Origin of the sequence: Tenacibaculum profundi, from assembly GCF_052050075.1 — a bacterium.
In the GTDB taxonomy this organism is placed as follows: Bacteria; Bacteroidota; Bacteroidia; order Flavobacteriales; family Flavobacteriaceae; genus Polaribacter.
In genome coordinates, this window is sequence record NZ_CP197225.1 from 1913271 (window position 1) to 1925482 (window position 12212).

The following is a 12212-nucleotide window of genomic DNA, read 5'->3' on the forward strand; positions in this document are numbered from 1 at the left end:
TCTACAAACATCATACTCTAATAAAAACATCGTAACATGTACGGAAAATTAAAGGATCACCTACAAAAAGAAATTCAAAATATTAAAGAAGAGGGGCTATATAAATCTGAAAGAATTATTACTTCATCCCAGGATGCTATTATAAAAATATCTTCAGGCCAAGAAGTGATTAACTTCTGTGCTAACAACTATCTAGGATTATCAAATCATCCTGAGGTTATACAAGCGGCTAAAGATACTATGGATACACATGGGTTTGGTATGTCATCTGTTCGTTTTATTTGTGGCACACAAGACATCCATAAAGAACTTGAAAAGAAAATTGCTGATTTTTATGAGACAGAGGATACCATATTGTACGCTGCAGCATTTGATGCTAATGGAGGTGTATTTGAGCCACTACTCACTAAAGAAGATGCTATTATTTCAGATAGCTTAAATCATGCGTCGATAATAGACGGTGTTAGATTGTGTAAAGCTGCTCGATACAGGTACGCAAATAACGATATGGCTTCTCTGGAAGAACAATTAATTCAAGCTAATAAGCAAAATCATAGGTTTAAAATTATTGTGACTGATGGGGTATTCTCAATGGACGGTATTGTAGCTGAATTAGATAAAATCTGTGATTTAGCAGATAAGTATGATGCTTTGGTTATGATTGATGAATGTCATGCAGCTGGCTTTATAGGTGAAACAGGAAGAGGCACATTGGAACTAAAAAAAGTAATGGGACGTATTGATATTATAACAGGAACATTAGGAAAAGCTTTAGGTGGTGCAATGGGTGGATATACTACAGGAAAAAAAGAAATCATTGAAATTTTACGACAAAGGTCTCGTCCTTATTTATTTTCAAATTCATTAGCTCCTGCCATTGTTGGAGCCTCTATAAAAGTATTTGATCTACTATCAAATGACACTTCACTTAGAGATAAACTAGAATGGAATACAAAGTATTTTAGGACTGAAATGGAGAACGCAGGTTTTAATTTGGTTGGAGCTGATGCCGCAATAGTACCGGTTATGTTGTATGATGCGAAATTATCTCAGATAATGGCTAATAAACTTTTAGAAGAAGATATTTACGTTATTGGTTTCTTCTACCCTGTTGTTCCAAAGGAACAAGCTAGAATAAGAGTTCAGCTATCTGCTGCTCATAAAAAAGAGCATCTTGACAAGGCTGTTAATGCATTTATTAAGGTAGGAAAAGAACTGAAAGTTATATAGATGATTGATGTAAAAAACTTGCTTTTCTGGTAAGTTTTTGTAGATTTGTTTTTGTAAATAAGTTTTAACAACTTACATTTGCGTTATATATAAACGAACTTTTAATTTAAATTTTTAATAATGAAACAATTAAAATTAGCTGTGATGGCTTTGTTTGCGTTCGCAACAGTGGGAACGGTAAGCGCACAGGATTCAGACAACCCATGGGTAGTTGGTTTCGGAGTTAATGCTGTTGACTTTAGAATCCCTTCAGATTTTGGAGATTACGCAAAAGACTATATTGGTACAAGTGACTGGAATATTCTTCCTTCAGTTTCTAGAATTTCTGTTGACAGATACTTAAACGACGGTTTTAGTTTACAATTAGCAGGGTCTATCAATAAAATTGAAACTTTCCGTTCTGAAGACGATATGGATGAGCTTTATTGGGCTATCGATGCTAACGTAAAGTATGACTTAAATAATTTATTTGGTGATACTGCTTGGTTCGATCCTTATGTATATTTAGGTGGTGGATATGCTAACTTAGGTGATTTAGGTGAAGGAACATTAAATGCAGGTCTTGGTTTTAATACTTGGTTCAATGATAATTTAGGTTTAAACTTCCAATCGGGAGGAAAAAAAGAGTTTGCAGATAAAGTTCAAGATCATTTTCAACACTCAATCGGTTTAGTGTTCAAATTTGGAGGAAAAGATACTGACGGAGATAAGATCTATGATAAAGATGATGCTTGTCCAGAAGTTGCTGGTTTAAAAGAATTTAACGGATGTCCTGATACTGATAATGATGGTATTAAAGATTCAGATGATGCTTGTCCTGAAGTTGCTGGTTTAGCTGCATTAAACGGATGTCCTGACGCTGATGGTGATGGTATCGCAGATAAAGATGATGCTTGTCCTAACAAAGCTGGTTTAGCTGCATTAAATGGATGCCCAGATGCTGATAGCGATGGTATTGCGGATAAAGAAGATAAATGTCCAAATACAGCTGGTCCAGCTGCTAATAATGGATGTCCTTGGCCAGATACCGACGGTGATGGTGTTTTAGATAAAGACGATAAGTGTCCTAATGTAAAAGGTGTTGCTTCTAACAACGGATGTCCTGAAGTTGTTATTAAAGAAGAAGCGGTTAAGAAATTAGAGAATTTCGCAAAAGCTATTTATTTTAATTCAGGAAGAACTTCTTTCAGACCTGGAGTTAAAGGTAAATTAGATTTAATGGCTGGTATTATGAACGAATATCCAAAAGCTAACTTTAGTATTGAAGGACACACTGATAGTCAAGGTAGAGAAGCTTCTAACTTAAGATTATCTGAAAGAAGAGCTAAGGCTGTAGTTGACTATTTAGTTGGTAAAGCTGGTATTTCTTCAAGTAGATTATCATCTAAAGGATTTGGAGAAGCTTATCCAATTGCTTCTAACAAAACTAGAGATGGAAGAGCTCAAAACAGACGTGTAGAAATTAAAGTTGTAAAATAATTTTAATTTAATCATAAAAAAAAAGCCTCGCAGTTTGCGAGGCTTTTTTTTATTGTGTTCGAAATTAAAAATAGTCAGAAACATTTTTAATTTTGGCTTTAAAAAAGTACCTTTGCGCCGTGAAAAAATGAGTTAATTCTCACTTAACAAAATAAATAACTTTAATTACAATAGTAATGTCTACAATAAAAGGTAAAGTTTCTCAAATTATTGGTCCAGTTATCGATGTTGAGTTTAATACAGAAAATGCTGAACTGCCAAAAATTTATGATTCATTAGAAATAAAAAAAGCCGATGGTTCTACTTTAGTTTTAGAAGTTCAACAGCACATTGGAGAAGATACAGTTCGTACGATTTCAATGGATGCAACTGACGGCTTACAAAGAGGACAAGATGTAATTTCTACAGGCAATCCAATTCAAATGCCAATTGGTAATGATATATACGGTCGTTTATTTAATGTAACAGGGGAAGCTATTGACGGGTTAGGTGAGTTGCCTAAAACGGGTAAAAATGGTTTACCTATTCACCGATCTGCACCTAAATTTGAAGACTTATCTACTGCTACAGAAGTTTTATTCACTGGAATTAAAGTAATTGATTTAATTGAACCTTACGCAAAAGGAGGTAAAATTGGTTTATTCGGTGGTGCTGGTGTTGGTAAAACTGTACTAATACAAGAGTTGATTAATAATATCGCTAAAGGTCACGGTGGTTTATCAGTATTCGCAGGTGTAGGTGAAAGAACTCGTGAAGGTAATGACTTATTAAGAGAAATGTTAGAATCTGGAATTATCAAGTACGGAGACGATTTTATGCATTCTATGGAAGATGGTGGATGGGATCTCTCAAAAGTTGATAAGAAAGGTATGAAAGAATCGAAAGCAACTTTTGTTTTTGGTCAAATGAATGAACCTCCTGGAGCTCGTGCTCGAGTAGCATTATCTGGATTAACTATAGCAGAATATTTCCGTGACGGTGCTGGTGAAGCTCAAGGTAAAGACGTATTATTCTTTGTTGATAATATATTCCGTTTTACTCAAGCTGGTTCTGAAGTTTCTGCATTATTAGGGCGTATGCCTTCTGCTGTAGGTTACCAACCAACATTAGCAACAGAAATGGGAGCTATGCAAGAACGTATTACTTCTACTAAAAAAGGATCTATTACTTCAGTTCAAGCAGTTTATGTACCTGCTGATGATTTGACAGACCCTGCTCCTGCTACAACTTTCGCTCACTTAGATGCAACTACTGTATTATCACGTAAAATTGCAGAATTGGGTATTTACCCTGCCGTAGATCCTTTAGATTCTACTTCTAGAATTCTTACTCCGGAAATTCTTGGAGACGAACACTACGGGTGTGCACAGCGAGTTAAAGAATTATTGCAACGTTATAAAGAATTACAAGACATCATTGCAATCCTAGGTATGGAAGAATTATCTGAAGAAGATAAATTGGTCGTTCACAGAGCGCGTCGTGTTCAACGTTTCTTATCTCAACCATTCCACGTGGCCGAGCAATTCACTGGTATACCAGGGGTTTTAGTTGATATTAAAGATACCATAAAAGGTTTTAATATGATTATGAATGGTGATTTGGATAAATATCCTGAAGCTGCCTTTAACCTTAAAGGATCGATTCAAGAAGCAATTGATGCGGGAGAAAAAATGCTAGCAGAAGCATAATCTGATTAACAATTATAATTAATAATCAATTGAATTTATGTTTTTAGAAATTGTTACTCCAGAAGCTATATTATTTTCATCAGATGTTGACTCTGTTACTGTACCTGGTATCAACGGAGAATTTCAAATGTTAAATAATCATGCACCTATTGTTTCTATTTTAAATAGGGGTGTTATCAAAATTCATACGCATTTGCAAAATAATTTATCATTTGATGACTTACATGGTAGTTTAGAGAAATTGCCTTCTGACGATAAAGTTTTTACACTTAATATTAAATCAGGAACAATTGAAATAAAGGACAATAAAGTAATTATTCTAGCAGATTAATTATTATGAATATATCTAAAAAAAGCCAAGCCCTAAGGGTTTGGCTTTTTTTTAGACTAATACTTTTTAACTATCTTTGTTTTATGAAAATTTCTTTTTTATTTATTGGAGGCCCTGAGATATTTGTAATTTTACTAATTGTAATAATGTTCTTTGGTGCAGATAAATTACCTGAAATTGCTAGAGGTTTAGGTAAAGGGATGCGTCAGGTAAGAGATGCAACAAACGATATTAAAAGAGAGATTAATGAAAGTGCAAGTAAACATGGTTTAGACAACAATATTGTAGAAGACATTAACAAAGAAGTTAATGATGTTAAAGATAACATCGATAAATTAACAGGCCCCATAAAGAGAAATAGATAAAAAATATTTCCGCTTTATATTTTTTTCACTCTACTTATAGTTAATCCATCTCTAATAGGCAGTAATACAGTCTCTAAGCGTTCATCTTCATTCAATAATTTATTATACTCTAAAAGGATTCTTGTATCTACATCTCTAGGATCTACCTCTTCGACAACTTTCCCACTCCATAATACATTATCTGATAGTATTATACCTCCTGGATTCATTTTGTCAATAATTAATTTAAAATAATTTAAATAATTAGACTTATCGGCATCTATAAAAACCATGTCAAATTTCTCGTTAATATTTGGTATTATTTCTATTGCATTACCAATGAATTGTTTAATTTGATTCTTATAAAGTGATTTATCAAAATATTTTTTTTGTAACTCTTCAAGTTCCTCATTTTTATCAATCGTATACAAAACTCCCTCTTCTTTTAAACCTTCCGCTAGACAAAGAGCAGAATAGCCAGTATAAGTACCAATCTCCAATATTTTCGTTGGCTGTATTAATTTCGAAATAATAGCAAGTACTCTTCCTTGGAATGAACCACTTAGCATTCTTGGATTTAATACTTTTTGCCAAGTTTCTCTAGTAAGTTCTTTTAAAATTAACGGTTCTTTCTGAGAATGATCTATAGCGTATTTATTTATTGAATCAGGTAAAAAATGCATCTTTAAGTTTTAATACAAAACTAAAAAAAACGGAATTCATTTTAGCAACAAATTCCGTTTCAATCTAACAAAAAATCAAAAATGGTTTTTTCGAAAAAAACCTAAAAAATCATTTTATGTTTTTAATTTTTTCTTTAAGAGCTAATTTATCTTCATTAGTCAATGTATATTTTTGTGAGCTACAGTTTTTTGCTTTTTCCTTATAGAATAGTGATAAAAAGCTGTTTTGCTTAGAATATAGCCTACACAATTTACAAAATAAGAAATGTAATTTTAGCTTTATAATTTCCTTCCGGGATGCCTCACCATATTGTGATTTATCACAAATTGTTGTTGCCTCATCACAAGATATTTTAAACTTAATAAACATAAACCTTAAATATTAAACCAATTCTTTTCTAAACATCCCCTTAATTGTGTTCTCGCTCTGTGTATAATAACCCATAGATTGGACGGTGTAATTTCTAACTCCTTACAAATCTCTTCAGTTTCAAATTCACGTATCGTTTTCATTTTAAAAACCATAGCATACTTTTCTGGCAGACTATCAATACATTTATCTATTTGTTCTTTAAGCTCTTGATTTTCTATACTACGCTCTGCTTCATTATTCCAAGATTGAGGAACTCGCTCCTCTATCCAGTCACCTTCCTTATTACCAGACCCGTAGAAATTCATTTTTATTTCAGCTTGACCTTTTCGTGAATTAATTTTTCTATAGTAATCAATGACCTTTCTCTTCAAAATAGAAATAAGCCAAGTCCTTTCACTTGATTTTCCTTCAAAATTTTTTGCTGATTTTAGACCCGCAAAAAAGGTTTCTTGAACTAAATCTTTCGCTAACATTTCATTATTAACTCTAACTACAGCATAATTAAATAAATAATCAGCATAATTATCAACCCACTTATCGGGCAACAAACTATTTCTCACTTTTTTGGGTTTTTCATTTCAAATATACACTAAATATTATTTAATAATGTATGCATTAACACTGACAACATAAAATCCTTTACGGCTATTTTTTATGAATTGCAAATAACATCTACTTTGTAGGTAACTCAGTATAGTTTTATCAAAAATTAACATGATTTTAAAAATATAGGATGTGAAAATATAATGATAACAGCTTTGATCATTGTAATGAATAAAACTTTTATTAAAATTTTCAACCCTTTGTCAGCCTTAAAAAATCTTTTTAATTAACTATTTTTTTAATTAAATGACAATCAAATAAAACAAATAATTCTATACTGATTTAAAAAGTAGTAAAACTATTCATTATGGACAATTAAGAAAATTAATTAACAGAAGATTAACGATACATTAATCTTATTAAATTACTATTTTTACATGACACAAATAGATATATGATATGTCAGTAGCAAAAAAGCAATACAAAAGAGTGACTGTCAAGTCATTAGTTGAAATGAAAGCTAATAAGGAGAAAATATCTATGCTTACTGCATATGACTATACCATGGCTAAAATTGTTGATGGAGCAGGAATTGACGTAATTCTAGTAGGAGATTCTGCTTCTAACGTTATGGCTGGACATGAAACTACTTTGCCTATAACACTTGATCAAATGATTTATCATGCTAGCTCAGTCGTTAGAGGAATTGATAGATCGCTAGTGATTGTTGATCTTCCTTTTGGAACTTACCAAGGTAATTCTAAAAATGCACTCGAATCGGCAATAAGAATAATGAAAGAATCTGGAGGTCATGCTGTAAAACTAGAAGGAGGGAGTGAAATTTCAGAATCAATTTCTCGAATATTAACTGCTGGAATACCTGTTATGGGACATTTAGGTTTAACACCTCAATCAATCTATAAGTTTGGAACCTATACTGTACGAGCAAAAGAAAATACTGAGGCGGAGAAACTGAAAGAAGATGCTAAATTACTTGAAAAACTGGGGTGTTTTGCTCTTGTTTTAGAAAAAGTACCCGCAAAGTTAGCTCAAGAAGTAGCTGAGAGTTTATCCATACCCGTTATTGGAATCGGTGCTGGGGGTGGTGTCGATGGTCAAGTATTAGTAACACACGATATGATAGGAATGACACATGAATTTAGTCCAAGATTTTTAAGACGTTATTTAGACTTATATTCGGAAATGACAAAGGCATTTCAAGAATATATACACGATGTTAAATCTAAAGATTTTCCTAACGAAAAAGAACAGTATTAATACTTTTACAATTAGTTAAATATAAATAAAATATGAGAATAATGCATTTAGATACTAATCATCCAATTCTCATTGATCAATTGAATCAGCTAGGATATATAAATGATGAAGATTATGTTTCAACCAAAGAAGAAATAGAAAGTAAGATATATCAATATGATGGCATTATAATCCGAAGCAGATTCACCATCGACTCGTCATTTATTGATAAAGCAACTAACCTAAAATTTATTGGTCGCGTTGGAGCTGGTTTGGAAAATATTGATTGTAATTATGCTATAGCTAAAGATATTCATCTTATTTCGGCACCAGAAGGTAATCGAAATGCTGTAGGTGAGCATACCTTAGGAATGTTACTCTCTTTATTCAACAAGCTAAATAAAGCTGATAAAGAAATAAGACAAGGTAAATGGTTGCGGGAAGAAAATAGAGGAATTGAACTTAATGGAAAAACTATTGGTATCATTGGTTATGGTAATATGGGGAAAGCTTTCGCAAAGAAACTCAAAGGTTTTGATGTAAACATTTTATGTTATGATATAAAAGATGATGTGGGTGACGAAAATTGTACCCAAGTAAGCCTTAAAGAGTTTCAGGAAAAAGTCGAAATTGTGAGTCTACATACTCCACAGAATAAATTAAGTATAAACATGATCAATACCCGCTTTATTAACAGGTTTCAAAATTCATTCTGGCTATTAAATACAGCCAGAGGAACTACTGTGGTGACATCTGATTTGGTCAGAGCATTAAAAAATGGAAAAATTTTAGGTGCTGGCTTAGATGTGCTTGAATATGAAAAAAAATCATTTGAAAAATTATTTACAACAGAACCACCTAAGTCATTTAATTATCTAATAAATTCTGAAAAAGTTATACTCTCTCCTCATGTAGCTGGATGGACCAAAGAAAGCAAAGAAAAATTAGCTCAAACGATTGTGGATAAAATCAAAATGAAATTTCCAGCGAAATGAAAACTTATAGCTATGAAGAAAACAGATGCTATGTTTGAACTAAATAATATATACCCTTATGTGTGAAAATTAAGAATTCCAATTTAACTACTCTTAAAAAAATATCTATCTATTCATTTTTTTCAACTGACTGACACTTTTTACAAATTCCAACAAGTAAAACCCTTAATTCCTCTACTTCAAAATCATCATTATTAGGCGAATGCATTTCAACCATTGTGCAAGATAATTCTCCACATTTTCTACATTGCCTATGAATGTGGTTATGATCATGGTGCTCTTTACTACATTTTGAACTACACGTAGCATAATAGGTATTTGCATCATTTCCTATAACTGAATGGACTTCACCTTCATTTTCCAAACGAGCTAATACGCGGTATATCGTTGTTTTATTAAAACTACCGGAAAAATGATCTACGAGTTCAACAGCACTTATTGCAACGCTTTTACTTTCCAAATAGTCTCTAATTGCTAATAACGAAGTTGTTTTCCTCATACCTGTCATTTTTATCGTTTATATCTTCAAAAGTAATATAACAAAAATAATAATTCTATTTTCTTAATATATAAAATAGGTGCCGAAAAAATCGGCACCTATTGAAGACAATAGAATTTAATAACTTTAAACCCAAACAAAGCTAATTAATGAGGTAAATTGTCTCTTAAAAAATATTAAATTAAACAGTTGCAAAAATCGCAACACGGTTGCAATATAGTGTATTTTTTTCAATACAGCAAGTTAGTTGCAATAAAAAAAGACATGCTATACACATGCCTTTTATTTTAAATAATTTTTATGACTAAATTAATGCTTGTTCTATGTCAGAAATAAGATCACTAATATCTTCTATTCCTACACTCAAACGAATTAAAGAATCAGTAATACCAATCTTCTCTCTCGTTTCTTTTGGGATTGATGCATGTGTCATTGAACTAGGATGATTTACAAGGCTTTCAACACCTCCGAGCGACTCTGCAAGTGTAAAAACTTTTGTATTCTCTAAAAACTTAAAAGCTGCCTCTTTACTTTCATCTTTTAATATAAAAGATACCATACCTCCAAAATCATCCATTTGTTTCTTTGCTATTAAATGGTTTGAGTGATTTTCAAGACCTGGATAATAAACTTTCAAAACTTGTGGGTGCTTTGCAAGATAAGCAGCAATTGCCTTACCATTTTCACAATGTCTTTGCATTCGAATATGCAATGTTTTGATACCGCGTAATGCTAAAAATGAATCCATTGGTGATGCAACAGCTCCTCCTGCAAACTGGATAAAATGAAGTTCTTCTGCCAATTTACTATTTTTAACCATTAAAGCCCCCATAACCAAATCTGAATGCCCCCCTAAATACTTTGTTGCCGAATGCATTACTATGTCTGCCCCCAAATCCAAAGGACGCTGCAAATAAGGAGTAGCAAAAGTATTATCCACAGCAATTAATATAGCACTATTTACTTCCTTTACAGCAGTCGTTATTCCAGCTATATCTGCAATTTTCATCAAAGGATTCGTAGGAGTTTCTAACCAAATTAATTTAGTTTTTTCATTTATCACGTTTGTTACATTTGTGACATTATTCATATCTACAAACTGAAATTTAAGTCCATATTGACTAAACAGCTTTGTAAACATCCTGTAAGTTCCTCCATACAAGTCATCACCAGCAACAACCTCATCTCCAGGCTTTAAAAGACGAAGAACACAATCTATCGCTGATAGCCCAGACGAAAAAGCAAAACCATGTGTTCCATTTTCAATGGATGCAAACGCATTTTCCAAAGCTGTCCTAGTAGGATTTGCAGCTCTTGAATATTCGTATCCCTTATGGATACCAGGGCTGGACTGAGCATAAGTAGATGTTTGAAAAATAGGAGGCATTACGGCTCCTGTCGCCTCCTCATGCTTTTGTCCACCATGGATAGTTTTTGTATTAAATTTCATTATTTTTCTTTTTTATTGACCTAATTCTACCTAATAGTTTAATTATAAAGAGTAAATTCTTACTACTCATTAACATTAATAAACAGGGCTATTATACTTAACAAATCTACAAAAGTTAAACTAATTTTTTCATAGCCATCACGACTCCTAAATGTATACCTTCATGAAGATTATTAAAAGTAATTGCATGCTCAAGAGAACGTAACACATACCCTGTACTAGTTTCATACTCCTCATAGCCGTTAAAGATACCAGCTCTGTAATCTTCTCTCAATGTATCCGGTAACCCCATTAACAACTCCTTAACTTCTTGAAATTCCTCTTGAGAAAAACATTTACTTGGCCTTGTTCCTTTTCGGTGACTATCAATTAATTCATCAGGAATTAAACATGGTAAACCTGATAATTTATAATGAAGTAATTGCTGTGTAACAACTAAATGAGCCACATTCCAGGCAATATTATTATTAAATCCTTTCGGCACCAAATGTAATTGATCCATAGTTAAACCATCTATCATGTTAACAACTATTTCCCTTGATTTTTTCAACACATCAAACTGTACATTCATTTTTCTGATTATTTTAGCCCAAATATATTATTATCATTCGTATACATACATGAAGAAAGTTTATTTTTTAAAAAGCTGTGACACCTGCAGAAAAATTTTGAAAGAGGTAAATATCGAAGGTTTCGAAAAACAAGAAATAAAAACCGATCCTATTAAAATAGATCAGTTAGAGCAAATGCACTCCTATAGCAATAGCTATGAAGCGTTATTTAACAAACGAGCTAAACTCTACAAGGACCTAAAGAGCAAACAACCAAACCTATCTGAAATAGATTATAAAAACCACATTTTAAAAGAATATACATTTTTAAAACGACCTGTGTTTATTGTCGATAATGATATATACATCGGAAATAATAGAAAAGTAATTGAAGCTCTCAAAGAAAAGTTAAATTAACAAAAAAGTTCTGATATTAATTATCAGAACTTTTGTTGGCCTACAAGGACTCGAACCTTGAATATCGGTACCAAAAACCGGTGTGTTACCATTACACCATAGGCCAATATAGCTTTACAAATATAAAACTTTAGTTTAAATTTCACAAACTAGATATAACTAAAGCTTTTTGTTGGCCTACAAGGACTCGAACCTTGAATATCGGTACCAAAAACCGGTGTGTTACCATTACACCATAGGCCAATTACTTATTGCGGGTGCAAATATAAGGTAGAAATTTATTTTGACAAATTTTTTTAATAATTTCTTTTAACAGAAATTTATTCTAATAAAAAAATCAAAATTATATTTTTGCTTTCAATAAAAAACGCT

Annotated in this window: 13 protein-coding genes and 2 tRNA genes; 8 read left to right on the forward strand and 7 right to left on the reverse strand. The window is 32.2% G+C overall.

What is annotated here, in order from left to right; translation table 11 throughout:
- Positions 1–36 precede the first annotated feature (36 nt).
- The 5 genes from kbl (at position 37) to ACSIGE_RS07825 (ending at position 5093) form a co-directional block, all read left to right on the forward strand.
- Positions 37–1230, forward strand: coding sequence for a glycine C-acetyltransferase (kbl, locus tag ACSIGE_RS07805; RefSeq protein WP_440879312.1), 1194 nt, complete (start codon positions 37–39; stop codon positions 1228–1230).
- 120 nt (positions 1231–1350) lie between these two features.
- A complete protein-coding gene (locus ACSIGE_RS07810) occupies positions 1351–2709 on the forward strand; it encodes an OmpA family protein (protein WP_440879313.1) in 1359 nt (452 codons plus the stop codon).
- A gap of 176 nt (positions 2710–2885) precedes the next feature.
- On the forward strand, positions 2886–4397 hold the full coding sequence (gene atpD / locus ACSIGE_RS07815) for a F0F1 ATP synthase subunit beta (RefSeq protein WP_440879314.1): 1512 nt from the start codon (positions 2886–2888) through the stop codon (positions 4395–4397).
- A 37-nt stretch (positions 4398–4434) separates the two neighbouring features.
- Entirely contained in the window at positions 4435–4728 is a 294-nt protein-coding gene (locus tag ACSIGE_RS07820) for a F0F1 ATP synthase subunit epsilon (protein ID WP_440879315.1), read from the forward strand.
- 83 nt (positions 4729–4811) lie between these two features.
- Positions 4812–5093, forward strand: a complete 282-nt coding sequence (locus tag ACSIGE_RS07825; RefSeq protein WP_440879316.1) for a Sec-independent protein translocase subunit TatA/TatB — start codon at positions 4812–4814, stop codon at positions 5091–5093.
- 14 nt (positions 5094–5107) lie between these two features.
- On the opposite strand, the gene ACSIGE_RS07830 is transcribed toward ACSIGE_RS07825, so the two are convergent.
- Together ACSIGE_RS07830 and ACSIGE_RS07835 are read right to left on the reverse strand one after the other, a co-directional pair.
- Positions 5108–5755 carry an O-methyltransferase gene (locus ACSIGE_RS07830; protein ID WP_440879317.1) on the reverse strand — a complete coding sequence of 216 codons (648 nt, stop codon included), beginning with the start codon at positions 5753–5755 and terminating at the stop codon, positions 5108–5110.
- Between the two features lie 375 nt (positions 5756–6130).
- Positions 6131–6688 (reverse strand): sigma-70 family RNA polymerase sigma factor, encoded by a 558-nt coding sequence (locus ACSIGE_RS07835; RefSeq protein WP_440879318.1) that lies wholly within the window; start codon positions 6686–6688, stop codon positions 6131–6133.
- A 442-nt stretch (positions 6689–7130) separates the two neighbouring features.
- Here ACSIGE_RS07835 and panB point away from each other — a divergent pair, with 442 nt between their 5' ends.
- Positions 7131–7949, forward strand: coding sequence for a 3-methyl-2-oxobutanoate hydroxymethyltransferase (gene panB / locus ACSIGE_RS07840; protein WP_440879319.1), 819 nt, complete (start codon positions 7131–7133; stop codon positions 7947–7949).
- Positions 7950–7981: 32 nt separating this feature from the next.
- On the forward strand, positions 7982–8923 hold the full coding sequence (locus ACSIGE_RS07845; RefSeq protein ID WP_440879320.1) for a 2-hydroxyacid dehydrogenase: 942 nt from the start codon (positions 7982–7984) through the stop codon (positions 8921–8923).
- 109 nt (positions 8924–9032) lie between these two features.
- Here the strand turns inward: ACSIGE_RS07845 and ACSIGE_RS07850 are convergent, their stop codons facing one another.
- The 3 genes from ACSIGE_RS07850 to ACSIGE_RS07860 all read right to left on the reverse strand — a co-directional run bounded on the left by ACSIGE_RS07850 (position 9033) and on the right by ACSIGE_RS07860 (position 11443).
- Entirely contained in the window at positions 9033–9422 is a 390-nt protein-coding gene (locus tag ACSIGE_RS07850) for a Fur family transcriptional regulator (protein WP_440879321.1), read from the reverse strand.
- A 304-nt stretch (positions 9423–9726) separates the two neighbouring features.
- A complete protein-coding gene (locus ACSIGE_RS07855; RefSeq protein WP_440879322.1) occupies positions 9727–10872 on the reverse strand; it encodes a cystathionine gamma-synthase in 1146 nt (381 codons plus the stop codon).
- A 115-nt stretch (positions 10873–10987) separates the two neighbouring features.
- Complete coding sequence (locus ACSIGE_RS07860) at positions 10988–11443, reverse strand: DinB family protein (protein WP_440879323.1); 456 nt, start codon at positions 11441–11443, stop codon at positions 10988–10990.
- 49 nt (positions 11444–11492) lie between these two features.
- On the opposite strand from ACSIGE_RS07860, the gene ACSIGE_RS07865 reads away from it, so the two are divergent.
- Positions 11493–11840 (forward strand): arsenate reductase family protein, encoded by a 348-nt coding sequence (locus ACSIGE_RS07865; RefSeq protein ID WP_440879324.1) that lies wholly within the window; start codon positions 11493–11495, stop codon positions 11838–11840.
- Positions 11841–11875: 35 nt separating this feature from the next.
- On the opposite strand, the gene ACSIGE_RS07870 is transcribed toward ACSIGE_RS07865, so the two are convergent.
- Positions 11876–11946: transfer RNA gene (locus ACSIGE_RS07870), tRNA-Gln, on the reverse strand.
- Between the two features lie 66 nt (positions 11947–12012).
- Positions 12013–12083, reverse strand: a tRNA-Gln gene (locus ACSIGE_RS07875).
- Positions 12084–12212 lie beyond the last annotated feature (129 nt).

Coding starts and splice junctions, on each gene's coding strand:
- kbl (WP_440879312.1), top strand. CDS start 37: ATGTACGGAAAATTAAAGGATCACCTACAAAAAGAAATTCAAAATATT.
- ACSIGE_RS07810 (WP_440879313.1), top strand. CDS start 1,351: ATGAAACAATTAAAATTAGCTGTGATGGCTTTGTTTGCGTTCGCAACA.
- atpD (WP_440879314.1), top strand. CDS start 2,886: ATGTCTACAATAAAAGGTAAAGTTTCTCAAATTATTGGTCCAGTTATC.
- ACSIGE_RS07820 (WP_440879315.1), top strand. CDS start 4,435: ATGTTTTTAGAAATTGTTACTCCAGAAGCTATATTATTTTCATCAGAT.
- ACSIGE_RS07825 (WP_440879316.1), top strand. CDS start 4,812: ATGAAAATTTCTTTTTTATTTATTGGAGGCCCTGAGATATTTGTAATT.
- ACSIGE_RS07830 (WP_440879317.1), bottom strand. CDS start 5,755: ATGCATTTTTTACCTGATTCAATAAATAAATACGCTATAGATCATTCT.
- panB (WP_440879319.1), top strand. CDS start 7,131: ATGTCAGTAGCAAAAAAGCAATACAAAAGAGTGACTGTCAAGTCATTA.
- ACSIGE_RS07845 (WP_440879320.1), top strand. CDS start 7,982: ATGAGAATAATGCATTTAGATACTAATCATCCAATTCTCATTGATCAA.
- ACSIGE_RS07850 (WP_440879321.1), bottom strand. CDS start 9,422: ATGAGGAAAACAACTTCGTTATTAGCAATTAGAGACTATTTGGAAAGT.
- ACSIGE_RS07855 (WP_440879322.1), bottom strand. CDS start 10,872: ATGAAATTTAATACAAAAACTATCCATGGTGGACAAAAGCATGAGGAG.
- ACSIGE_RS07860 (WP_440879323.1), bottom strand. CDS start 11,443: ATGAATGTACAGTTTGATGTGTTGAAAAAATCAAGGGAAATAGTTGTT.
- ACSIGE_RS07865 (WP_440879324.1), top strand. CDS start 11,493: ATGAAGAAAGTTTATTTTTTAAAAAGCTGTGACACCTGCAGAAAAATT.